This window comes from Nostoc sp. JL31, from assembly GCF_017114965.1.
GTDB classification, from domain to species: domain Bacteria; phylum Cyanobacteriota; class Cyanobacteriia; order Cyanobacteriales; family Nostocaceae; genus Nostoc; species Nostoc punctiforme_A.
On sequence record NZ_JABXKO010000089.1, the window covers coordinates 56,377 to 80,320 of the forward strand.

The following is a 23,944-nucleotide window of genomic DNA, read 5'->3' on the forward strand; positions in this document are numbered from 1 at the left end:
ACAGACTTAACTATTCATGAGGATAATCATAATGTCTCAATTAGCAAATGTAAAATCCAGTTTGAATGACTTTGAATTACGAGATGGTATTTATTTTCCTAGTGACTATGAACAATTAACTAATACTCAACATAAAAAAACATGGGATGCAATTGGTAAAACATACTATGGTTCCCAAAAAATTGAAAAAATTGCCGCGACATCGCCCATTAAACAAGATTACACTCTGCTAACTGGCACGCCTGGAGGTACTTGGAACAAATTTCCGTTGAATAAATCTGTCGGTTCTATTCTAGAAATTGGTTCAGGTTATGGTCGCGCACCTTTACATCTCTCTAAAGCGAAAAATCTGAAATGCGAGAAATATTACGGCATTGATATTTCTGAACCTTTATTGCGGCGGCTAATCAAAGTTAAACAAGAATACAATTTTTTCCCAGAAGCTGAATTTAACTTGATTTGCACTTCTGCTGAAACATTGCCTTTAGAAGATAATTCTATAGATTTGGTAATTTCTAACTGTGTCTTTATGCATATCCCAGATGCCCAATTAAGAAATTTATTGGCTGATATCTGTCGGGTGCTAAAACCTGGTGGAATTTTTGTTTTTAATCATTCATTTCACAATAAGTCCTGTCCTTCTCATATTATCCACAATTTTATCAGAAGGCTGAATCCATTTGTAAGAAATCCAGTTTATCTCAAGCAATATTCATCTGCTGAAATAGAAGAAATGTTAGCTACTGCTGGGATGAAAGCGAAGTGTCCAGAATACATTGTCGAACCAACAGCAGAATATGCAATTTTGCCGGAAACCATCAAAGGGATTCCCGTACCTTTTGCTAATGCTATCAACAGAAGTCTCAAGCCATCAGATAGCTTAAAAGAAACTTTGGCTTACGGTTTTAGTGCCTACAGTACTCAACTTGACTAATTAAGAAACTATCTGCCTGTCACAATGAACTGAATACAAATAATCTACAAAAGCACAACAATGTTGTGCTTTTACTTTTACAATAAATGCCTATGAACTTTAGTTTTTTATTTTTTGTTTTGAGTTTGATTATTTAGTCTAAACTCCAATAATTATCCACAGTATGACTTCCGATACGGTTCGGCTAAGGTTTTTGGATGAAAATTCTAGATCCTAAAGATGCGATAAATCATCGCGTCTCTTGCCTTAACCGAACAGTATTGATATGACTTCTAGTTATGAAAAATTCAAGGTTGCCCAATGAAGATAACATTTGCCAAAACTTGTACTTTTGTTAACTCGCGCACAAGACGTTGAGCTTGATGTTTATAAAGTGGTATTGGTAACACTCTAGGCAAATTATTCATCCATTGCCTAGCGGTAGTAGAACTACATCCTGTAATCAAAACTATCTCTTCAGCACCATACATAATGGCATTTGTAGTCAGAGCTTTTTCAATCTGCACTTGCCAAAGACGAGGCAGCATTTCACCCCATTCAATTCGCTGCAAACTACTGCTTGTGGCTAAAACAATCAAGCGATCGCCTGCATCAAGCTTAACATCATACCAGGGCATTAAAGAGTAATTGTCTTGCTGATATTTCTGGTAGAGAATCGGTACAACACTGTAGCCAGATGCTATTTCAGATAAAAGCAAACCATTCAGGGTATCGCCATCTTCAATTTTGTATTCCGTCACCATGACTATTTGCTCATTCAAGTGAAACAAGCTCAGAACATTTTCTCCAAAAGCAGTACAAGCAAAGACTTCTGCCGCCAAAGCCGCGCCACATATAACTTGAGCATAGGGAAACAGAGGGGCGACATTATCACTAAATTGGCGGTCTTGAGAGCGGATAATCAAGGTAGTGGCAGGGTTCATTGCATGAGCCATCAAACCAATTTCTAGATTTTCCATATTATCGTCCCCAACTAAAATGATGCTTTTGGCATGGGAGAGATTTGCCTTAGTGAGTGCTTCGGTAGCATTACCAACGATAAGGGGCATATCGGGTAAAGTTTCTTGGTCGAGAGTGGTAGGGTGAATTCCTACTAACGGCTGGTTGAGTTCCTGCAAAAGAGCAGCTACTTTCTGTCCTAAGCGATTTAAGCCAATAATTATCAGATGGTTGCGTTGTGGGATGGGAGGGCGGGAATTGAAAAAATGAAATCTTGAAGTGACAAGAGCATCAGTCAGCAGCGCATATAATACTCCCACGAAAGCTTGCCCTGTCAACGTCATTCCCAGGCTAAAAAACCGCAACCACCAAGGGATAGCGTCTGAGGGCTTTGATTGTGATGCAAACTCAACACCGCCAAATAAATCTCCGTATCCTCCCAAAAGCAAAATTGCTGTTGCATAGAAAGCTTCTTGGATGGTGATGTCAGGATAATATAATCGGTAAAGAATTATTCCAACAAGCCACAGGATGAGTACAGTAATGGCATAGATTGTCGCAATTCGCCGGATTTGATTTTGGCTTTGGTAGTAAGATTGCCAAAATTGCACTATTTTATCCTTGAGATTTTTCGCTGTGATGCCTTGAACCAACTTTTGCCACTGCCACTTTTGGCTATGAGATTGCGAGTGTTGCTCAGATAAAGCCAGTTCGTATGCAACATCAATGTAAACTAGTGTGTCTCCTACCTGTACTTCTGCCTCTGGATTCCAGCCAAACAATTCTTTGAGTGGTTGAGATGAAACAGGTTTGTGACTCAAGATGCGGCGAGTTGTCAGATTCAGTCTATGTACTGGCTTGCCATTACACCAGCTATCCTTCGCTTGTACCTTATGCTTTATGACTTGCAACAGTTGCCCTTCTAAGGTGAAATATCCAATAGCTTCAGAACCAAGAGCTGTCAAAGCGAAGGCGTGAGCTGAAAGATGAGTAGGTTCAAAGGCAACAAAATTGCCGAGATTTTCCCACAAGAGTTTGTTGAAATTTTGTTTGTCAGAACGTACAATCAAGCGAACGTGCGGATTAAGACGCCGTGCTGCAAAGGCAGCTTCTATATTTATCCGCTCATTTCTGGTTACTAAAAGTATTGAACGACACTGCCTTATACCTGCCCGCTCTAAAACACTTGGCTGGCGACAGTCTCCTATGATTAACTTTTCTAGTAAGTTAGTTACTTCTGGGACTTCCCAATGTTCGGGCTGTACATCCTCTATTGCGCTGACTTTAACATCGTATTCCTTGAGGATTGCAACGCAATGTTGCCCTAAACTTTTGAGTCCGCATACTAAGAAAAGGTCTTGGGTTTTTTTTTGATTGCTGGTAGGAGGGGGATGCACTTTCTGTTGACGGTAGCATTAGATACTGCTAACAGGATGTGTTTAGTAGGGTTTTTACACTTTGGTAATTTCCAACAATTTTACCAGTTGGTTTCAAGATGAGTATCAAATAATAATAAACTGTATCGAATTCTGATACTTGATACCCAACTGAACGCAATTTTTGTTGAAAGCTTGGCTAGTTTTTGGGATTTCCCTGATTGATTGTGATGTAATTTACCAACTTTTTCCAACATATTCAAGCCAAAGTTGGTAAATTAGGGATTAGTTGAGCTAATTCTTCCCTACGCAACTATGCCATTGGATTTATCGCCTCTTTGGATATCACTTAAAACTTCATTACTTGCCACATTTATCACCTTCTTCTTGGGTATAGCTGCTGCCTACTGGATGCTGGGATATCGTGGCAAAGGTAAATCGTTGATTGAGGGTATCTTTATTGCGCCTCTAATTTTACCGCCCACAGTTGTCGGGTTCTTATTGCTGCTATTTTTTGGCAAAAATGGCCCTGTAGGGAAATTTATGGAGGCTTTTGACTTCAGCATCGTCTTTACTTGGTATGGTGCAGCGATCGCAGCCACGGTAGTTTCTTTGCCTTTAATGTATAAAACTGCACTAGGAGCCTTTGAACAAATAGATGGTAATCTGCTGCGAGTAGCTAGAACCCTTGGTGCAACTGAAACCACAATCTTTTGGCACATCAGTTTACCCCTGGCACTACCCGGCATTGTCGCCGCTACAATGTTAGCTTTTGCCCGTGCTTTGGGAGAATTCGGCGCAACGTTGATGCTGGCTGGTAATATTCCCGGACAAACGCAGACAATCCCAATGGCGATTTATTTTGCGGTGGAAGCGGGAGCAATGAACGAAGCTTGGTTTTGGGCGATCGCAATTATGGTGATTTCTCTCTCTGGAATTATTGCAGCCAACTTCTGGCAAGAATTGAGGGAAAAGGGGAGAGGAGAGGGAGCAGGGGGCAGGGGGCAGGGAGCAGGGGAAGAAAATTTTTATACTCCACAATCTAGCTTTGAATCTGGGGGATTGTTTGTCAACATTGAAAAAATACTTCCTAGCTTTGGTTTAAAAGTTGCTTTCACTACTGATGAGCAACCCTTGGGATTGTTAGGGGGTTCGGGAGCAGGTAAGAGTATGATTTTGCGCTGCCTTGCGGGGATAGAAACGCCCACAAATGGCCGCATAGTTTTAAATGACAGAGTTCTGTTTGACTCCGAACAAGGAATTAATTTGCCCAGCCGCGATCGCCGCATCGGTTTTTTAGTGCAGAATTATGCCCTGTTTCCGCACATGAGTGTGGCGCAGAATATCGCTTTCGGCTTGCCCAAAAAACTTTCTGCTGGGAATATTCGAGTACAGGTGGAGGAGCAACTAATAGCGATGCAGTTGCAGGGATTAGGCGATCGCTATCCGCACCAACTTTCAGGGGGTCAACAACAACGGGTAGCTTTGGCAAGAGCATTGGCAAGTCAACCGGAAGCATTACTTTTAGATGAGCCGTTTTCTGCACTTGACACCCATCTGCGTAGCCAATTAGAGCAACAAATGACAGAAACTCTAGCTGATTACCAAGGTGTGACTTTATTTGTCACCCATAATATGGAAGAAGCTTATCGGATTTGCCCAAATCTGTTGGTATTGGAGCATGGTAGAGCCGTGCATTATGGTAGCAAACATGAGATTTTCCAGCATCCTGCTACCGTTAGTGTCGCCCAACTTACTGGATGTAAAAACTTCTCCCGTGCTGTTCTCCAGTCATCACAACAGGTGCAAGCGACTGATTGGGGTTGTACCCTGAAAGTAATTGAACCAGTCAAGAGCGAATTATTTCACGTCGGCATTCGTGCCCATCAGTTCATTTTTACCAACGACTCATCACAGGAAAACACCTTTCCCTGCTGGGTGGTACGAACCAGTGAAACGCCTCATCGAATGACATTATTTCTCAAACTATATTCAGCTGGCAAGAATTCTCAAGATTATCATCTGCAAGCTGAAGTGTTTAAAGAAAAATGGGCGACGATGAAAGACCAACCTTTTCCTTGGTATGTGCGTTTAGATCCTCTGCGCTTGATTTTGATGGAGTGAACGCAGAGATACACATCGGAAATCGGAATCCCAATTCCACAAACACAACCAATATAGTAGACATCTCCGAAAAAGAATGTAGAGACGTGGCTGTGCTATGTCTCTACAAGGGTTATGGATAACGCATATTTAATTTCTGGAGAAGTCTAAGCTAAAAGCCTTTTCAAATCTCGTTTCTAGCCTCTGGGCTGGAAATGCTGCTTTTGGCGGTAGCCCCAACGAGACAGCTAACGGTTTTTTAACAAAGGGCGATCGCTCCAAGTGAGGCTGCGATCGCTATATTCAGGTACTTCAAAATGATATTTAGGTACTTCAACACAATATTTGGGTACTCCAACACGATATTTGGGTACTTCAACACGATATTTGGGTACTCCAACACAATATTTGGGTACTTCAACACAATATTTGGGTACTCCAACACGATATTTGGGTACTCCAACACAATATTTGGGTACTTCAACACGATATTTGGGTACTCCAACACAATATTTGGGTACTCCAACACAATATTTGGGTACTCCAACACAATATTAAGCAATACAGTTCAGTTAAGCTTTTTCCTTCTCTTTCTTCTCTCTGCGTCCTCTGCGCCTTCTCTACGAGACGCTGCGCGTTGGCGGAAGCCTCTCGTAGAGAAGGCGGTTCGTTAAAAAATTGACTTGGATAACAGAGTTTTAGCCTTAACCCAAGCGTATTGCAATATTAAGGACTCAATAGCAATGTATGTAAATTTTATACTTAATATTAGAATGATTCTCAGTAAAATTAGCAGATACATATTAGACCATACTGTATTTTTGGTTGTTTTTGCTCAGGGCAATGGGAATGGCAGATGGCTAGAGTGGAAATATAAGTATGTATTAATTTGCACATATTTTCTTTGAGAGCAGACGCATATATGGCAAGATTGAAACGCGGTTCTACGGTATTGGATAAGGCAACGCGACGGATTGCGGGGATGCGATCGATTAGTGAAACGCTGGAATTTGGTGATAGCTTGAATTTAACGGAGTATCAAAGGCGGATTCAAACCTTGCAAACCAAGCTATCAAGCTACAACACAATGCTTTCTACCTTAGATGAAGCGATGGGACAGATTCAATTATTAGAGGAAGATTTGAGCAGCTATTCGGAAAAGATGTTGATGAGTGTGGGGACACGCTACGGTAAAAACAGTTTGCAGTATGTGCAGGCGGGGGGAAAGCGGCGACGGCGCCAGAGCAATAAGGGTGCATCTAACACTGAACCGGCTACAACCGCGATCGCACCAAATGTAGAGAAGGCAACGACAAATGGCAAAAGTACAAAAACAGCAGTAAATTAGGGCTGTAGACTCATCGGTGCGTAGGCGTAGCCCGTCGTAGACATCGCCTGTCTACAAACCAATGCTTACAGTTGTATCATGTAGAGGCGATCGCCAACATACCATTTTAGTTAAATTTTTACTTCAAGCGCCCAGACTAAAAAAGTCTGAGCGCTTAAATATTAGGTTGCAGAGAAACTTCTGCTAGATTGTTATAGAATTATGCGGGCATCATCTGCATACTTCTGCAAGACTCTGCACACTTACGGCAAACAGCAGCACATTCCATCATTTTCGCGTCATCGCTCATCATCTCACACGCCATTGCAGTGCGATCGCACATTTCCGCACAAAGCATACAAGTGCGTTCCATGAACTCAGAACCGCTCATCATCATATTCATGCACATCATGCACATTTCAGAGCAATCGCGCATCATACTCATCATGCTCATCATGCTCTTGTCCATGTCCTTACCACTTTTGCTCATGCAGTAAGTCATAGTTTCCATGCACATTTTATGACAGTCCATACAAACATCCATGCAAGTTTGCATTTCTGGAGTCATGGTTTCAGTCATCATCATCATCATCGGAAATACCTCCTGATTTTTTGATGCATAAAATAGTGTCCCCGGAAGGACTACTCATCACATTAGTCCTATCCTTTTAAAGAGTCAATGGGGTTTTTAATCCAGAATTTTTAAGCCTACTTTCCCGATATAATTACCGGGAATTGGAACTAATTCTACAGTTATTTAGTGTTGTTTTTATGAGGAATACTATACATTAAGGCTTATAAACCCTCGCTTCAAAGTAGGGTTTAATTTGCCAAGTCAACTTTACGTCGGGGATCAAAAGTTAGAGTTAAATTTAACTCGAAAATGATGTTATCTTTTTTAACAAATGAATGCTTAAATCAAGTATTTGTAAAATTATATTAATCTAAATTTTATTAAATTATATTAACTTGAAGATAGATGGTCTGATAAATTCGTAATTTATAATGGAATTTAAACCGCACCTAAAACAAAAATGCCTCACAAAAAAGTAATTTTCACAACTTACATAAGAGAGGATAAGAAATATATATTATGATGTCGGTTATAAATTTAATTGTAATTTGAGTAAGCGATCGCTAGCTGCTTTTAATGTCTCAGGTCTTTTGCTGAAGCAAAATCTGATCAATGAATGTCCCTTTTCTGGTTGACTGAAAAAACTAGAACCGGGAACTACGGCAACACCGATATCTTTAATCAGATGGTAAGTGAATTCAACATCTGTTTTATAGCCAAATTTGGAAATATCTGCAAGTACGTAATAGGCTCCTTTGGGAACGAAATACGGAATTCCAACTAGGTCTAGAATTTGTAAAATGCTGTCTCGCTTCTGGTGATAAAGTTTGGCTAGTTCTTCATAATAAGATTGTGGCAGTTGCATGGCGGCAACTCCGGCTCGTTGCAATGGTGCGGGTGCGCCAACGGTAAGAAAATCATGGACTTTGCGAATCGCTCCTGTCAATTCGGGGTTTGCTAAAATGTAGCCGACTCGCCATCCAGTGACGCTGTAAGTTTTAGATAAACCGTTAATAGTAACGGTACGTTCTTCCATTCCGGGAAGAGTCGCTAGGGCAATATGTTGAGTGCCGTCATAGAGAATATGTTCATAGATTTCATCAGTGAACGCTAACACATCCCATTTTTGACAAAGTTCGGCAATTAGAGTGAGTTCTTCACGGGTGAAGACTTTACCTGTGGGGTTGTGGGGTGTGTTGATAATAATCGCTTTGGTATTGGCATTGAAAGCTTGACGCAACTGTGCTTCATCAAATGTCCAATGGGGAGGATGCAGTGTCACGTAGCGGGGTATAGCACCAGCTAAAATCGCATCGGGGCCATAGTTTTCGTAATATGGCTCAAATACAATTACTTCGTCACCGGGATCGACTGTCGCTAGCATCACAGATGCCATTGCTTCTGTGGAACCGCAGGTAACAGTAATTTGGGTTTCGGGATCAATATCTAAGCCAAGATACCAACGGACTTTATTGGCGATCGCATGACGAAATGGGCGATCGCCCCAAGTAATGGCATACTGATTAACATCTGCCTCTATTGCCTGATATGCCGCCTGTTTCAACTCCAAGGGACAAGGAAAATCAGGGAACCCCTGCGCCAGATTTACTGCATCGTGTTGCAGTGCTACCCGCGTCATTTCTCGAATCACCGACTCTGTAAACTGTTCTGCCTTCGCTGATATTTTTTGCCGCCCAATCTTACTCACCCCTATACCTCCGTATTTCCGTTATCCGGGAATTTCTGTAAACCAGATAAAACCATAATATTGATAGATTTATCGTAGTATACTCAAATTTCCGATCCAGAGGAAGAAGCAAGGGGGCAGAGGGGCAGGGGATGACAGGGGAGGCAGGATAATAACCAATGCCCAATGCCCAATGCCCCAATACGCTTGGGTTAAGGCTAAAACTCTTTGTCAAATTCAATTTTTTTAACGAACCGCCAAGGACGCCAAGGACGCAAAGAGAAGAAAGAAATGCTTAACTGAACTGTATTGCCCAATGCCCAATGCCCTTATTATCTATATACTTAATTATTGAGATTAATAGTCAATTATTGAAGTACTGATCCAGAATCATCATGAAATCTTTGCACCGTCCCGATCTGTATAGCTGGTCTAATTTCAATCCGGCAAGAAATATTGATTTCAATGGGATTGCCTGGATTCGCCCAGATGGCAACATCTTGATTGACCCAGTAGCCTTATCAAACCATGATTGGAATCATCTAAAATCCCTCGGCGGTGTGGTTTGGATTGTGCTGACGAATTCTGAGCATGTCAGGGCAAGTAAAGAAATTGCCGATCAAACCTATGCTAAGATTGCTGGCCCGATTGCAGAAAAAGACAGTTTTCCTATACCTTGCGATCGCTGGCTATCTGATGGTGAAGAATTTGTGCCAGGACTGGAGGTGATTGAACTCAATGGTTCTAAAACTCCCGGTGAGTTGGCTTTGTTACTGGAAGAGACAACTTTAATTACAGGGGATTTAGTACGGGCACGTAAAGCAGGTAGCTTGACAATTTTACCAGATGACAAGCTGCTGAATCGAGAGGAGGCTGTTGCTTCTGTTCGCAGGTTGGCTCAACTGAGTCGGGTAGAAGCAGTGTTGGTGGGGGATGGTTGGCCCGTCTTTCGGGATGGACGCGATCGCTTAAAGGATCTTGTAGCGACATTGTAAATGATTAGGGTAGCACAGCTAGCTATGCTACCCTACAGCCGATGGTAGTTCAAATAGATAAAAAGGCTCTCAGACGAAAATCAAACAACACCGTATCATGGTAGTTAGTAGCATTTCTGTCTGATACTTTCCTTTTTGCCATAAAAGAATACCAGGTAATTAATATCCTGATTTCCTGACGGCAGAATGCGAAAGCTTTTACTGATTTACCTAGTTGGAGAACGCTGATGTCTAAGGAAAGAAAAAGTAATAAAGAAGCTAAAAAACCTAAAAAAGATCCCAAAGACAAAAAGGAGAAAAAAGAGCCAGGTAAATAGGACGATTTAGGTAAATAGTTCTAGCAAAGACCAAGAGTTGCATTTCCTTACATTGACAATACTTTGTTCAATAGCACTGAATAGGAAAAGTTATTGTCAAAAATTTATTCACCCTTGGTCAAGTATCAAAATCTAATGATTTAAGTTGTGTGTGCGATGTTAGGACGGGCTGTGACGCTCGATAGTGCAGCGTTAGCGACGCAGGAAGGTCTTGACTCGCTAATGCTACCCTATCAGTGACGCAACTTAATCAAGCAGGCTCAAATTTCAGCGAAACGCCGTTCATGCAGTAGCGCTTGCCAGTGGGTGCAGGACCATCATCAAAAACATGACCCAGATGACCACCACAGCGACTACAATGCACTTCAGTTCTGGTCATAAACAACGACTTGTCTACAGTAACGGCGATCGCACCTTCAATTGGATTAAAGAAGCTAGGCCAGCCAGTACCACTATTAAATTTGGTATCAGATGTAAACAGTGGTAGTTCACAGGCAGCACAATAATAAGTGCCTTGGTCGTATTCCTTATCTAGTGGGCTAGTGTAAGGGCGTTCAGTTCCATGTTTACGCAATACATTAAACTGTTCTGGCGTTAAAATCGTGCGCCATTCTGACTCTGGTTTAGTAACTTCAAATCCACTCTGAGAAGTTGTCATTGCTTGTGACCCCCAATTGATATACCTTGATAACAATGCTGTGCCGACTATGACTGCACCAGCCTGTAAAAAATAGCGTTTGTCCATATATCTATTATTTTCTATTTTCCGGTTCACTGGGCAATCTACTCCAGTACGGGATTCCCTACATGAATGACTATAATCAGCGATCGCTCTGAATTGTCCCTGATAAACTGATTAAAATTGGCTAAGAAACAACAAATTATTTTTCAGCCAAATACTAGGTGGGAATCCGATCTATTTCACCTGATTTTTGGACAATAGCAAGTATAGTTTTTAACTAGATCATAACGATAGATAATCAATCATCTTCATCAGAGATGGTTGTGAGATCCTGAGTAGTCCCGTGTTTACCCTGACTCGTCAGAAATACAAATATGCGATTGAGTCGCTTCACGCCACTTAGGGTAATCAGAGTTAGTAAGCCTCCCAATAATCCCATTTGCCACAAACCACAACCAATTGCAGCCCCCAAGCCGGCCGCTGTCCAGACACAGGCGGCTGTAGTTAAACCCTTTACTTTTGGCGTTGCAGATTTTCTCGGAGACTCTTGTAAAATCAATCTAGCTCCGAGAAATCCAACCCCGGTGGCTACACCTTGAATTGTGCGACTCAGTGCATTAGTAGCAGCATAAGGACTCTCGCCCTCAGCCTGCAAAGGAATCATCACAAATAATGCTGCCCCCATACTCACGAGCATGAATGTTCTCATCCCTGCTCTACCTCCTTGCTGACGGTTAAATCCAATCAAGCAACCAACCAGGAGTGCCAAAGATAATCTAAACGCTATATGTGGCCAATCGTTGGCAGCAATAAACATCGGCCCCATTGCCTTATTTCTCCTAGAGATAGAACACAATTTTGCACCTATTGGCAGTGAGATGGATGGCTACCCACTTTTGTAGCTGAAAACTTAAGCACAGCAAATCAATAGGTTTTTAGTACATTAAGGTTAATTTAACAAAAGGTTATGAATAAGTAAATAAGTATACACAAAGCCACCATTGCTGGATTCTTCCTAGAGACAGAAAGGGGGTAGGGAGAGAATAACTATGCTAATGCCCAATCCCCAACTGATTGACAAGGCTTAATATACATCGGTTTGATAGAGATACCGGAGTTTTTTGGAAAACTTCTTGCTCGGTTCAGTAGAATATGTGATACTCTAAAAACTACAAAAAATAAAGCACGGTATTTCTATCGAATTGCCGGAGTTTAAAAGGACAGGATTCATGCAGCTACTATGGTTCATCCCAACTCATGGCGACGGACGTTACCTTGCAACTGCTACAGGTGGACGGGCAGTAAGCTTTCCTTATCTGCGGCAGATTGCCCAAGCGGTGGATGATCTTGGTTATACAGGGGCATTGCTGCCTACAGGCCGCTCTTGCGAAGATGCTTGGATTGTAGCGTCAACGCTGGTATCACTAACGCGACAGATGCGTTTTTTGGTGGCGATTCGTCCCGGCTTGGTATCACCTGGAGTTGCAGTGCGGATGGCGGCGACTTTTGATCGCCTCTCTGGAGGACGCTTGCTGATTAATGTCGTGACCGGTGGCGATCCCGTAGAGTTAGCGGGAGATGGCTTGCATTTGGATCACGATCAGCGCTATGAATTAACAGATGAATTTTTAACAGTATGGCGAGCGATCGCTAGTGGAGAACAAGCCAATCTCCAAGGCGACTATCTTAATATCCAAGATGGGAAACTGCTGTTTCCACCCGTCCAGAAGCCATATCCGCCTTTGTGGTTTGGCGGTTCCTCTCCTGTTGCTCAAAAAATTGCTGCCAAGCACGTAGATGTCTATCTAACTTGGGGCGAACCACCGGCGCAAGTAGCCGAGAAGATTGCAGCAGTTCGGAGACTTGCTTTATCAGAAGGCCGAACTTTGCGGTTTGGGATTCGCCTACATGTGATTGTACGCGAAACCGAGAGTGAAGCTTGGGATGCGGCGAATCAATTGATTAAGTATGTCGATGACGAAGCGATCGCTAAAGCCCAAAAAGCTTACGCCCGAATGGATTCAGTTGGACAACAGCGAATGACTCAGTTACACCACGGTAATCGTGAGGCATTAGAGATTAGCCCGAACCTGTGGGCAGGAGTCGGTTTAGTCCGGGGTGGTGCGGGAACAGCCTTAGTCGGCGATCCCCAAACCGTAGCTGCCAGGATATTAGAATATGCAGATTTAGGTATTGAGTCCTTTATCCTCTCTGGCTATCCCCACCTAGAGGAAGCTTATCGAGTTGCAGAACTTCTATTTCCCCATTTGCCATTAGATAATTTACCCGCAGTGGAGAAGCAACACGTCTTAAGTCCATTCGGCGAGATTGTGGCAAATGAAGATTTCCCTAAGCAAAAGCCTCAAGAAAGAGCAACGTCCATATCCTAGTAATTAAGAACTAGGAGATTAACAGCCATGCTGCACCAACAAATCGACCAAAAAATCTCAGAAAAAGAAGCGTGGGTATTGCGTCGTCAGTTGGGAATACCTAACAATAAACGCTTGTGGGTGCTAGCTTGCATGGATGAGCGATTACCAGTGGAGAAAGCATTAGGAATTGGTGAAGGAGATGCTCATATTTTCCGTAATGCTGGGGGGTTAGTTACAGATGATGCAATTCGGTCAGCGATGTTAACTACACAGTTTTTTGGCACCAAAGAAATCATCGTTATTAATCATACCGAATGTGGCATGATGACAGCATCAGGAGATTTTCTCACTGAGATATTGCATAACCAAGGTATTGATGTGGATCAAGTTAGTGTAGATCCAGCTTTGCCAGAGTTAAAGCTACCAAAAGGCGTTTTTTCCAAATGGATCAAAACGTTTATCGATGTAGATGAAATCTGCACAGAGCAGGTGGAATTACTGCGTAATTCTCCTTTAATTCCCCAAGATGTAGTTATTCATGGCTACATCTGGGAAGTAGAGAGTATGAGTTTGCGCCATCCTTACAAACGTCTGAGTGAGAAAGTCAACACAGCATCAGCTATGAAGACCAAAACCACAAAACATACTGAACCCGTTTTAGAAATTGGGAGTTTAATTGAATGACAAATATTGTAGCGATCGCAGGTAGTCCAACCCATCCATCTAGAACCTATGGTTTTGTCGAATACACAGCCAAGCTTTTACAACAAGAAGGCTTGCATGTAGACATTATTTCAGTTCGGGATTTGCCTGCCGAAGATTTAGTTTTTGGACGTTACGATAGCCCTGCTTTAGAACAGCCAAAAGCTTTATTAGCAAAGGCAGATGGTGTGATTATCGCCACCCCAATCTACAAAGCTGCTTATACAGGAGTGCTAAAAACATTTCTAGATTTGCTACCACAAAAATCATTAACAGGTAAACCCGTTTTACCAATTGCTTTGGGTGGAACGATCGCTCATTTATTGGCAATTGAATATGCTCTAAAACCTGTCTTATCTGAATTAGGAGCGCGGCACATCCTAGCTACTGTTTATGCGGTAGACAAACAAGTTCAACGACAAGCTGATAACAGCGTTCTGTTAGATGAGGAAATTGAGCAAAGGCTCAAAGACGTTCTCAAGGAATTTGTTAAAGCTGTAGAATATGATGCCGCAGCGCCTCAAGAATTGGTTCATGCCAATTAAATAATCAAGTTTATACCTCCGTTTGTTCGTAGCAGAGGGGTAATTTCTACTCATCTGCTACCTTTCTCTAAAAGTTAATCAGAATCATATAAATTTATTCTCAGAAATTCTACTTTTATAGCAATGTTCAAATTAATAGACTACGCCCAAACTTCTCTGCAAACTGGATGTAGTCTATTTAATTAACAACACTGTAATTTATGATTGTTCCCAGAGAAGATTTTATTATATATAATAAATATGCAATTTTTCTCCTAACTCTACCTATAGTAGATGAGTATATTTAACTCATCTACTACTTTCTTGGAAAGGGTAATTACTTCTTGAACAACATCAACCCACCGCGTCATTCGTGGTTGTAAAGTTTCTCAAAATTATAGGTTGGATAAGGCTAATACCTTACCCAACCAAAGCGCGATCGCTCTTAATACAAGAACATCATAACTTTATTCAGCTTTAACAAAGCTCGAAATGCAAGGACAGTTAAGACAGTTAAGGAAGCATTTAATAAAATTTTAATAATTTATCAGTTTTAATATCATTAGATTATTAGCCATAAAGGTTAAAGTTGCAGACTACGGTAAAAAGTTTATTGTAAATGAGTAGCGATCGCTTGAAAAACAAACTTTCTTTTATTTGGCGCTAATTACAATCTGGGGTTGGCGCAACCAGTTGTCGGCATCGCTTTTCATATTAAAGCCACCTTATATTAATGGCAATGCGCTTTTTTGGTCAGGTTAGCCAGTAAATTAGAAGTAGGGCGTAAAACAAATAAACTCAATGAAAGCGATGTCTAACGACAGGCCGCAAGGCGTCTGCGCTTCTGAACTTGCATCTATCGTCGGTGAAGAAAATGCTATTTGCCTTTGGGAAAATATCGAACTCAGTCAGCAAAAACGTATCCAACAGGCTATAGCTTCTGGAAATTCACCCAGTTGTATTGTCTATCCCCGCAGCCAAGAACAGCTAGCCGCAGTCATTACCAAGGCTCACGCAAATAACTGGCGCGTCCTTCCCTGTGGTAGTGGCAGTAAACTTAGTTGGGGTGGTTTAGCAAAAAGCATTGATGTTGTAGTTAGTACAGAACGCATCAACCAACTGATTGAACACGCCGTTGGCGATTTGACTGTCACCGTAGAAGCTGGGATGAAGTTCTCTGATTTGCAAGCACTTTTGGCAAAATCGCGGCAATTTCTTGCTCTAGACCCCACGGCACCAGAGTCAGCCACCATTGGCGGTATTGTTGCCACAGGTGATACAGGTTCTCTGCGGCAACGTTATGGTAGTGTGCGCGACCAGTTACTAGGTATTACCTTTGTCCGTGCTGATGGACAAATTGCCAAAGCTGGAGGAAGAGTAGTTAAAAATGTCGCCGGATATGACTTGATGAAGTTGCTTACGGGGTCTTATGGCACATTAGGCTTTATTAGTCAACTAACTTTTCGGTTGTATCCGCTAGCCGAGGCATCTGGGACGGTGGTACTAACTGGGAAAGCTGAGGCTGTATCTCAAGCGGCTAATATCCTTCGAGGTTCGGCGTTAACACCAGTTCAGGCTGATTTGCTATCAGCTAAATTGGTGTCTAGTTTAGGATTGGGTGAAGGGCTGGGATTAATTGCTCGCTTTCAAAGTATTAGTGAGAGTGTTAAGGAACAGTCAAACCGAGTTTTGGAAGTTGGGCAAAAGTTGGGCTTAGATGGGGCAATTTTTGCCGATGATGATGAAGCTAATCTATGGCAGAGATTGCAAGAACGAATACATAGTACTGCTACAGAATCGGTAATTACCTGCAAAATAGGAGTGTTACCTACTGCTGCTGTGGAGATTTTGACTCAGGTGGAGTTGGGTTTGATTCATATTAGTAGTGGTTTAGGTTTGTTACAATTAGAGAGTAAAAATCAAGTTTTGAAAATCCGCGATGAGCTAGGCTTTGCTGGAAGCGATGCCTATGGCGGGTTGAGCCTACGCACTCAAGCGAGTAGAGGTTTTTTAACAATTCTGTCAGCACCAGTTGGGGTTAAAGAACAAATAGATGTTTGGGGTTATACGGGTAATGCTTTGCCGTTGATGCGCCGTATTAAGGAACAGTTTGATAGTAAAAATATTTTAAGTCCTGGTCGGTTTGTGGGTGGAATTTAGGTTTAAGAAAACGTAGACTCGCCAGAGGCTTGCCGCAGGCTACCGCCAAGGACGCCAAGGACGCAAAGGAAGAGGGGAAAAGAATTAATTATGCAAGTTTCTGAAAATTCTGTTAATAATACGGCTAGTTTAAAGAATTTGAAGGGGTTTGATGAGAGTCATCCGCCTGACCCGAAGTTAATTGATAGTTGTGTCCATTGTGGATTTTGTCTTTCGACTTGTCCCAGTTATCGGGTGCTGGGTAAGGAGATGGATTCTCCTAGAGGACGTATCTATTTAATGGATGCAATTAATGAGGGTGAGATTGCTCTAAATACGGCAACTGTAGAACATTTTGATTCTTGTTTAGGGTGTCTTGCTTGTGTGAGTACTTGTCCTTCTGGTGTGCAGTATGACAAGTTAATTTCTGCAACTCGTCATCAAGTTGAACGTAATTATCCCCGCAGTTTACCAGATAAATTTTTTCGTCAACTGATATTTTCTCTTTTTCCTTATCCCAATCTTTTACGGGTTTTATTAGTTCCTTTGTTAGTTTATCAAAAGTTGGGGTTGGCTAAGTTCTTTCGGGCTACAGGTTTACTAAATAAAATATCGCCCCGTTTGGCAGCAATGGAATCAATTCTGCCAGAAATTACTCTCAAATCTTTTCAAGATAATTTGCCTAGTGTGATTCCCGCTAAAGGTGAGAAGCGGTATCGCGTTGGGGTAATTTTGGGTTGTGTGCAACGGCTGTTTTTCTCACCCGTGAATGAAGCGACAGTGCGCGTTTTAACGGCAAATGGTTGTGAAGTTGTGATTCCCAAATCTCAAGGTTGTTGTGCCGCACTTCCCGAACACCAAGGACAAACAGAACAGGCGAAAGCTTTAGCAAGGCAGATGATTGATAGTTTTGCTAAGACGGATGTCGATTTTGTAATTATCAATGCTGCTGGTTGCGGTCATACTTTGAAAGAATACGGTCACATTTTAGAAGATGACCCAGAATATCGGGAAAAGGCCAAGGATTTTGCGGCTAAGGTTAAAGATGCTCAAGAGTTTTTGGCAACTGTTGGATTAACAGCGAAACTTTCACCACTGACTGATAAACCCTTGAATTTAGTTTATCAAGATGCTTGCCATTTATTGCATGGGCAAAAGATTAGCGTCCAACCGCGTCAGATATTGCGGCAAATTCCAGGGGTGAAGTTGAGAGAACCAATAGATGCAGCTTTATGTTGTGGCAGTGCTGGGGTTTATAATATGCTGCAACCAGAAGTTTCTGAAGAATTGGGTCGACAAAAAGTAGAAAATTTGTTGAATACTGGTGCTGAGTTAATTGCTTCTGCTAATCCTGGGTGTACTTTGCAAATTACTAAGCATTTGCAGTCGCAAGGTAAGAAGATTTCAGTTATTCACCCGATGGAGTTGTTAGATTATTCGATTCGCGGTGAGAAGTTGAAATTGTAGAGGTTTGCTAGCTGCGTTGTGCATTTACTTTTGTCCTCTCTTGGTAAAGGCAGAATGTCCCGGAGATGCTTTACCCCACCCTAACCCTCCCCTTGTAAAGGGGAGGGAACTAGATAGATTTCTTTTTCCCCCCAATGCATCGGGGGGATTAAGGTGGGTAATTCGACTTATAGACTTTTTTCCGAAATAGCCGCTTTATCGTCTGTATAATCACTGAAATGGGCAAGAGCGTCAGGCTGATTTCGGGTGATTTGTGATGAAACTAGATTTAGTTAGATTTTTTCAAGCTTGCAACCCCAGTAAAACTCTGATTGTGAGCAAACCGGAGGATAGACAATATTATATCGATTTCTCTAAAGTGCGTGGTGCCAAGATTATTGAAGAATTAGGACGGACTATCACCCGCCTTTCACCTGAGCAACCCACTTGTCAATTGTTTACTGGACATATCGGTTGTGGCAAGTCCACTGAATTACTGCGGCTAAAGGCAGAGTTAGAGCAGCAGGGGTTTCATGTGGTTTATTTCGAGTCTAGCCAAAGCCTGGATATGGCTGATATTGATGTTACAGATATTTTATTAGCAGTAGCTCGTGAGGTGAGTCAAAGTCTAGAAGCAATCAAGATTAACCTCAAACCAGGATACTTTAAAAATCTGTTTACGGAAATTTCTGAGTTTTTGCAAACGCCGTTAGATATTGGGGTTGAGGCTGAATTATCTGTAGGTATTGCCAAAATTACTGCTAAAACTAAAGACAGTCCTAAACTTCGCAGTCAGTTACGGCAATATTTAGAACCGCGCACTAATGGCATTTTAGAATCAATTAACAAAGAGTTGCTCAAGCCTGCTAGAGAAAAACTCAAGCAGCAAGGCAAAAAAGGACTGGTGGTAATTATAGATAATCTCGACAGAGTGGATAATTCTCAGAAACCTTCCGGTCATTACCAGCCAGAGTATCTCTTTGTGGAACGGGGAGAACAGTTAAACCAGCTAAATTGTCATGTTGTTTATACTATTCCCCTAGTGTTGATTTTTTCTAACGCTTTAGGAAGGTTAACAAATCGCTTTGGAGTAGACCCCAAGGTTTTGCCAATGGTTCCGGTGCAAATACAGAATGGTTCGCAATTCTCACAAGGAATCACGCTGCTGCAACAGATGGTCATGGCGAGGGCTTTTCCTGGTGTCGATTGGGAACAAAGCCAGCATTTAATTACCGAAGTTTTTGATAGTCCTGATACTTTAAAAAGGCTGTGCTTAGTTAGCGGTGGTCATTTGCGGAACTTGTTGATGCTGTTGTTTCGCTGTCTTCAGCAAGAAGACCCACCTCTGTCGAGGGAGTGTGTGGATAGAGTGATTAAACAACGCCGCAATGAGCTAACTTTAGCAATTACGCCTGATGAATGGGAATTACTGCGTGAGGTAGCGCAAGAGAAAAGCTTAAGAGGTCATGAAAGATACGACCTTTTGCTCCGCAGTATGTTTGTATTTGAATACCGTGATGAAGATGGTTCTTGGTTTGATATTAATCCGATTTTGGCAGAAGCTAAGGAATTTAGGTTATAAATCGGCGATGTACACTTACCCCCCTTAATCCCCCCGATGGATTGGGGGGAAACCGGAAAATCTTGTTCCCTCCCCTTTGCAAGGGGAGGGTTAGGGTGGGGTAAAACACTGATTAATCAGCTATTTCAGACTTGTGTGTACACCGTAGCCTTTTAGGAGAGAGATTTTCCAGATACCGTGAAAAAAAAGTCAAGTGCGGGAGCTACATCAGCAAGTCCGGGAGCTACATCAGCAAGTGCGGGAGCTACATCAGCAAGTGCGGGAGCTACATCAACAAGTGCGGGAGCTACATCAGCAAGTGCGGGAGCTATGTCAGCAAGTGCGGGAGCTATGTCAGCAAGTGTGGGAGCTATGTCAGCAAGTGCGGGAGCTATGTCAGCAAGTGCGGGAGCTATATCAGCAAGTGCGGGAGCTACATCAACAAGTCCGGGAGCCGTGTCAGTTGTCATCTTGATAAACTACAGCTTTTTACAACTAGCAGAAATCGTCTGTTGTTCTTCCGTTACACACATTCTTTTCCTATTCCCCGTTTGCTGTTCCTTATCTTTCAATACGGTTCGGTTAACATTTTCATATTTTGAAGATCCCCCCAACCCCCCTTAAAAAGGGGGGCTTCCAAGCCTCTTTTACCCCCTTTTTAAGGAGGTCGCCGTAGGCGGGGGGATCTTAACCGAACCGTATTGCCTTATCTCTACCAATAAATCTAATTTTGCTTAACTACTTATTTATGTTATGAGTAATCAGCGAGAGCCAGAAAATTTAGCCTTTGACAATGAACGTTCATTGCAAACTCTGGTGCGAACAATTACCCTTTCTCAGGGAGAATTTTCGCTGATTTTACTGCGCTGTAACTATGCTGATTTACGTCAGTGTATGGTAGAACGCCTGCGCCAATTATCTCCTGTACACATTCGTGAGATTACTTTACCTGCATCAGTAAAAACGCTTTACACAAATATACGCGAACAACTGGGAGATGAGCAGCCACCTGCATTGATGATTTTTGGTTTAGAGTCGGTTAAAGATATTGATACAGTTCTGACTTCAGCTAACCAAGTACGGGAGGAGTTTAGAAAGAACTTTCCATTTCCGATATTGTTGTGGGTTAATGATTCAGTTCTGCAAAAATTGATTCGATTAGCAACTGATTTAGAAAGTTGGGCAACTATCATTGATTTTGAAAATCCTACTAATGAGTTAGTCAACTTTCTCCAGCAAAAAAGCGATGAAATCTTTGCAGGTGACATCACGCCCAATCCCCAAATGTGCCGGGAACTAGAAACCGCCCGTCAAGATTTACAAAATCGAGGAGAAGGATTAGAAGCAGCACTTCAAGCGAGTTTAGAGTTTTTGCTTGGTTTAAATGATTATCTACATGACGAGATAGATTCTGCTTTAGAACATTATCAACAAAGCTTGGAATTCTGGCGACAAAGTAATTATTTAGAACGACAAGGTATATTACTCGTTAATATTGCTTCAGCTTATAACCGTCAAGCTGAAAAAAATCAGACAGAAAATCAACGCTATTGGCAAGAGTCTAAAAATTACCTTCAGCAAGCTATTGAGATTTTTGAACAAGCACAACGTTCAGATTTAGTTGCAAAACATATTACTAAGCTGGGTGAAGTGCTACAACGTTTACAAGCATGGTCAGAGTTGCAAAGCCTTGTAGAAAAATCTCTGCCGCTACATCAAAATTATGGCACGCCGTTGCAGTTGGCTAAAGATTATGGTTTTTTGGCAGAAGTAGCTTTAGAACAGTCACATTGGGATGAAGCTCATCAACTCGCAGGGCAAGCATTACAAATATTAGCTGAGATACCTAATTTACAATCAAATAAATTTAGTTGGTATCGGTTTATTTTAGCTAAATCTCAACAGGGTTTAGGTCAATTTGAACCAGCAATTAATAGTTTAAAAGCTGCTAAAGCTGAAATTAATCATCAGTATAACCCGCAATTATATATATCTCTATTAGAAAGGTTACGCTCACTTTACTTTGAACAAGGTGAATATCTGAAAGCTTTTAATATTAAGCAAGAACAATTACAAATTGAACAACAGTATGGTTTTCGTGCTTTTGTTGGTGCATCTTATCTCAACCCGCAGCGACAGGCAATTAATTCTGCACAGTTGCAAGTAGAAAATCCTGAAACCATTGCTCAAGAAATTGCTGCTTCTGGTCGGGGACAAGATGTTAAACGTTTGCAAGAAAGAATTGGCGGGACTGAGCATAAACTGACTGTAATTCATGGTCAGTCAGGAGTGGGTAAAAGCTCGATTTTGCAGGGTGGATTAATCCCGGCGTTGCAACAGGAAGCAATTGGTGAGCGAGATGCTTTACCTGTTTTGTTGCGAGTTTATACAGATTGGGTGGGGATGTTGGGGCAGAGTTTGGCTAAGGCTTTTGAGGAAGTCAGAGGGAATCAATTATTTGCTAATCTTGATTCTTCAGCAGCTATTTTAGAACAATTACGGAGAAATGCTGACCGAAATTTGTTGACAGTTTTAATGTTTGACCAGTTTGAGGAGTTTTTCTTTGTTTATCCAGACCAAAGTCAACGACGAGCATTTTATGAGTTTTTGCGAGTTTGTCTAGATATTCCTTTTGTTAAGGTAATTCTGTCTTTGCGGGAAGATTATTTACATTATTTATTAGAATTAGATCGTCTATTTAATTTGACTGCAATTAATAATAATATTCTCGATAAAAATATTCGCTATCATTTGGGTAATTTTTTGCCAGCCGATGCTATGGCTGTTGTGCAGAGTTTAACAGAACGTTCTCACTTTTATTTAGAGCCTGCACTGATTGATGAATTAGTGCGCGATTTAGCAGGGGAGTTGGGGGAGGTTCGCCCAATTGAGTTACAAATTGTGGGGATGCAACTGCAAACTGAGAAAATTACAACTTTAGATAAGTACCGTCAATTTGGTACAAAAGAAAAACTGGTTGAACGATTTTTAGAAGAAGTCATCCATGATTGTGGCGCGGAGAATGAACAGGTTGCTCGACTGGTTTTATATTTACTCACAGATGAAAATGGGACTCGTCCCCTCAAGACTCGCGCTGAGTTAGCCGCAGATTTGGTAGTAGAAGCCGATAAACTAGATTTGGTGTTAGAGATTTTTGTGGCATCGAGGTTAGTGTTGCTGTTACCAGAATCGCCGGCTGACCGTTATCAACTGGTGCATGATTACCTTGTGTCGTTTATTCGCCAACAACAAGATAATGGAATATTAGCAGAACTAAATAGAGAACGAGAACAACGCTTGCAAGCAGAGGAAAAAATTAAAACGGCAACGGAAGAAATAAAAACTGTTGAGGTAAAATTACAACGAGTCCAAACCACTCTCGAACAAGCGGAAGCAAAACTTGCACAAGCACAGAAAGCAACAGAAGAAGCAGAAGCAGCAGGTAAAGAAGCACTAAAAGGAACGGAATTAGAACGGGCAGGTGTTAATGCTTTAAGACAGTTTGAGTATGCTGGCGAGTTAGAATCGCTAGTGGCAGTAATGCACAGTGGGAAAGAGTTAAAAACTTTGGTAAAAGATGGTCGCCCTTTAGAAAAATATCCAGCTATCAGCCCTATTTTTGCTTTGGATAGTATTCTCAATAAAATTAAAGAACGTAACCAGTTTCAAGGGCATCAAGACATAGTCCATAGTGTGAGTTTCAGCCCGGATGGCAAAACCATCGCCACGGCATCTTATGACAAGACAGCGCGGTTGTGGACGCTCAACGGGCAACTGCTACAAGAATTCAAAGGGCATCAAGGCATAGTCACAAGTGTGAGTTTCAGCCCGGACGGCAAAACCATCGCCACGGCATCTTATGACAAGACAGCGCGGTTGTGGACGCTCAACGGGCAACTGCTACAAGAATTCAAAGGGCATCAAGGCATAGTCACAAGTGTGAGTTTCAGCCCGGACGGCAAAACCATCGCCACGGCATCTTATGACAAGACAGCGCGGTTGTGGACGCTCAACGGGCAACTGCTACAAGAATTCAAAGGGCATCAAGGCATAGTCACAAGTGTGAGTTTCAGCCCGGACGGCAAGACCATCGCCACGGCATCATCTGACAAGACAGCGCGGTTGTGGCCTGTGGATAATTTAGACCGGTTGTTGGTGCGGGGTTGCAATTGGCTGCATGATTATTTGCAGAATAACTCGAATTTGGGTGAGAGTGACAAGCGTCTCTGCGATGATATTAAGTAATTCGTAATTCGTAATTCGTAA

Annotated in this window: 18 protein-coding genes; 11 read left to right on the forward strand and 7 right to left on the reverse strand. The window is 42.0% G+C overall.

What is annotated here, in order from left to right:
- The first annotated feature begins 31 nt into the window (after nt 1-31).
- A complete protein-coding gene (locus HWQ43_RS20625) occupies nt 32-934 on the forward strand; it encodes a class I SAM-dependent methyltransferase (RefSeq protein WP_292737518.1) in 903 nt (300 codons plus the stop codon).
- A 287-nt stretch (nt 935-1,221) separates the two neighbouring features.
- Here HWQ43_RS20625 and HWQ43_RS20630 read toward each other — a convergent pair whose 3' ends face one another.
- A complete protein-coding gene (locus HWQ43_RS20630; protein ID WP_292737520.1) occupies nt 1,222-3,270 on the reverse strand; it encodes a TrkA family potassium uptake protein in 2,049 nt (682 codons plus the stop codon).
- Nucleotides 3,271-3,564: 294 nt separating this feature from the next.
- On the opposite strand from HWQ43_RS20630, the gene modB reads away from it, so the two are divergent.
- Nucleotides 3,565-5,373, forward strand: coding sequence for a molybdate ABC transporter permease subunit (modB, locus tag HWQ43_RS20635; RefSeq protein ID WP_292737522.1), 1,809 nt, complete (start codon nt 3,565-3,567; stop codon nt 5,371-5,373).
- Between the two features lie 238 nt (nt 5,374-5,611).
- On the opposite strand, the gene HWQ43_RS20640 is transcribed toward modB, so the two are convergent.
- Nucleotides 5,612-5,839: a hypothetical protein gene (locus HWQ43_RS20640; RefSeq protein WP_292737524.1), complete on the reverse strand. Its 228-nt coding sequence runs from the start codon at nt 5,837-5,839 to the stop codon at nt 5,612-5,614.
- Nucleotides 5,840-6,274: 435 nt separating this feature from the next.
- Between HWQ43_RS20640 and HWQ43_RS20645 the strand changes: the two genes are divergently transcribed.
- Nucleotides 6,275-6,700, forward strand: coding sequence for a hypothetical protein (locus tag HWQ43_RS20645; protein WP_292737526.1), 426 nt, complete (start codon nt 6,275-6,277; stop codon nt 6,698-6,700).
- 199 nt (nt 6,701-6,899) lie between these two features.
- On the opposite strand, the gene HWQ43_RS20650 is transcribed toward HWQ43_RS20645, so the two are convergent.
- Nucleotides 6,900-7,271 carry a four-helix bundle copper-binding protein gene (locus HWQ43_RS20650; protein ID WP_292737529.1) on the reverse strand — a complete coding sequence of 124 codons (372 nt, stop codon included), beginning with the start codon at nt 7,269-7,271 and terminating at the stop codon, nt 6,900-6,902.
- A gap of 511 nt (nt 7,272-7,782) precedes the next feature.
- On the reverse strand, nt 7,783-8,961 hold the full coding sequence (locus HWQ43_RS20655) for an aminotransferase class I/II-fold pyridoxal phosphate-dependent enzyme (RefSeq protein WP_292737531.1): 1,179 nt from the start codon (nt 8,959-8,961) through the stop codon (nt 7,783-7,785).
- A 374-nt stretch (nt 8,962-9,335) separates the two neighbouring features.
- Here HWQ43_RS20655 and HWQ43_RS20660 point away from each other — a divergent pair, with 374 nt between their 5' ends.
- Nucleotides 9,336-9,935, forward strand: a complete 600-nt coding sequence (locus tag HWQ43_RS20660; protein WP_099102462.1) for an MBL fold metallo-hydrolase — start codon at nt 9,336-9,338, stop codon at nt 9,933-9,935.
- A gap of 567 nt (nt 9,936-10,502) precedes the next feature.
- Here HWQ43_RS20660 and msrB read toward each other — a convergent pair.
- On the reverse strand, nt 10,503-10,997 hold the full coding sequence (gene msrB / locus HWQ43_RS20665) for a peptide-methionine (R)-S-oxide reductase MsrB (RefSeq protein WP_292737596.1): 495 nt from the start codon (nt 10,995-10,997) through the stop codon (nt 10,503-10,505).
- Nucleotides 10,998-11,232: 235 nt separating this feature from the next.
- Nucleotides 11,233-11,760 (reverse strand): MgtC/SapB family protein, encoded by a 528-nt coding sequence (locus HWQ43_RS20670; RefSeq protein ID WP_292737535.1) that lies wholly within the window; start codon nt 11,758-11,760, stop codon nt 11,233-11,235.
- Nucleotides 11,761-12,163: 403 nt separating this feature from the next.
- On the opposite strand from HWQ43_RS20670, the gene ssuD reads away from it, so the two are divergent.
- The 6 genes from ssuD (at nt 12,164) to HWQ43_RS20700 (ending at nt 19,699) form a co-directional block, all read left to right on the forward strand.
- Nucleotides 12,164-13,324 carry an FMNH2-dependent alkanesulfonate monooxygenase gene (gene ssuD / locus HWQ43_RS20675; RefSeq protein WP_292737537.1) on the forward strand — a complete coding sequence of 387 codons (1,161 nt, stop codon included), beginning with the start codon at nt 12,164-12,166 and terminating at the stop codon, nt 13,322-13,324.
- Between the two features lie 27 nt (nt 13,325-13,351).
- Entirely contained in the window at nt 13,352-13,990 is a 639-nt protein-coding gene (locus tag HWQ43_RS20680; RefSeq protein ID WP_292737540.1) for a carbonic anhydrase, read from the forward strand.
- On the forward strand, nt 13,987-14,553 hold the full coding sequence (gene ssuE / locus HWQ43_RS20685) for an NADPH-dependent FMN reductase (RefSeq protein ID WP_292737541.1): 567 nt from the start codon (nt 13,987-13,989) through the stop codon (nt 14,551-14,553). The genes HWQ43_RS20680 and ssuE overlap by 4 nt, the downstream gene beginning before the upstream one ends.
- A 780-nt stretch (nt 14,554-15,333) precedes the next feature.
- Nucleotides 15,334-16,692, forward strand: coding sequence for an FAD-binding oxidoreductase (locus HWQ43_RS20690; protein WP_292737544.1), 1,359 nt, complete (start codon nt 15,334-15,336; stop codon nt 16,690-16,692).
- Nucleotides 16,693-16,782: 90 nt separating this feature from the next.
- Complete coding sequence (locus HWQ43_RS20695) at nt 16,783-18,138, forward strand: heterodisulfide reductase-related iron-sulfur binding cluster (RefSeq protein ID WP_292737547.1); 1,356 nt, start codon at nt 16,783-16,785, stop codon at nt 18,136-18,138.
- Nucleotides 18,139-18,394: 256 nt separating this feature from the next.
- Nucleotides 18,395-19,699: a P-loop NTPase fold protein gene (locus HWQ43_RS20700; protein WP_292737550.1), complete on the forward strand. Its 1,305-nt coding sequence runs from the start codon at nt 18,395-18,397 to the stop codon at nt 19,697-19,699.
- A 152-nt stretch (nt 19,700-19,851) separates the two neighbouring features.
- Here the strand turns inward: HWQ43_RS20700 and HWQ43_RS20705 are convergent, their stop codons facing one another.
- Nucleotides 19,852-20,148 (reverse strand): hypothetical protein, encoded by a 297-nt coding sequence (locus HWQ43_RS20705; RefSeq protein ID WP_292737552.1) that lies wholly within the window; start codon nt 20,146-20,148, stop codon nt 19,852-19,854.
- Nucleotides 20,149-20,431: 283 nt separating this feature from the next.
- Between HWQ43_RS20705 and HWQ43_RS20710 the strand changes: the two genes are divergently transcribed.
- Nucleotides 20,432-23,923: a hypothetical protein gene (locus HWQ43_RS20710; protein ID WP_292737553.1), complete on the forward strand. Its 3,492-nt coding sequence runs from the start codon at nt 20,432-20,434 to the stop codon at nt 23,921-23,923.
- The last annotated feature ends 21 nt before the right edge of the window (nt 23,924-23,944 follow it).

Coding starts and splice junctions, on each gene's coding strand:
- HWQ43_RS20625 (WP_292737518.1), top strand. CDS start 32: ATGTCTCAATTAGCAAATGTAAAATCCAGTTTGAATGACTTTGAATTA.
- modB (WP_292737522.1), top strand. CDS start 3,565: ATGCCATTGGATTTATCGCCTCTTTGGATATCACTTAAAACTTCATTA.
- HWQ43_RS20645 (WP_292737526.1), top strand. CDS start 6,275: ATGGCAAGATTGAAACGCGGTTCTACGGTATTGGATAAGGCAACGCGA.
- HWQ43_RS20650 (WP_292737529.1), bottom strand. CDS start 7,271: ATGATGATGATGATGACTGAAACCATGACTCCAGAAATGCAAACTTGC.
- HWQ43_RS20660 (WP_099102462.1), top strand. CDS start 9,336: ATGAAATCTTTGCACCGTCCCGATCTGTATAGCTGGTCTAATTTCAAT.
- msrB (WP_292737596.1), bottom strand. CDS start 10,997: ATGGACAAACGCTATTTTTTACAGGCTGGTGCAGTCATAGTCGGCACA.
- HWQ43_RS20670 (WP_292737535.1), bottom strand. CDS start 11,760: ATGGGGCCGATGTTTATTGCTGCCAACGATTGGCCACATATAGCGTTT.
- ssuD (WP_292737537.1), top strand. CDS start 12,164: ATGCAGCTACTATGGTTCATCCCAACTCATGGCGACGGACGTTACCTT.
- HWQ43_RS20680 (WP_292737540.1), top strand. CDS start 13,352: ATGCTGCACCAACAAATCGACCAAAAAATCTCAGAAAAAGAAGCGTGG.
- ssuE (WP_292737541.1), top strand. CDS start 13,987: ATGACAAATATTGTAGCGATCGCAGGTAGTCCAACCCATCCATCTAGA.
- HWQ43_RS20690 (WP_292737544.1), top strand. CDS start 15,334: ATGAAAGCGATGTCTAACGACAGGCCGCAAGGCGTCTGCGCTTCTGAA.
- HWQ43_RS20695 (WP_292737547.1), top strand. CDS start 16,783: ATGCAAGTTTCTGAAAATTCTGTTAATAATACGGCTAGTTTAAAGAAT.
- HWQ43_RS20700 (WP_292737550.1), top strand. CDS start 18,395: ATGAAACTAGATTTAGTTAGATTTTTTCAAGCTTGCAACCCCAGTAAA.
- HWQ43_RS20705 (WP_292737552.1), bottom strand. CDS start 20,148: ATGACAACTGACACGGCTCCCGGACTTGTTGATGTAGCTCCCGCACTT.
- HWQ43_RS20710 (WP_292737553.1), top strand. CDS start 20,432: ATGAGTAATCAGCGAGAGCCAGAAAATTTAGCCTTTGACAATGAACGT.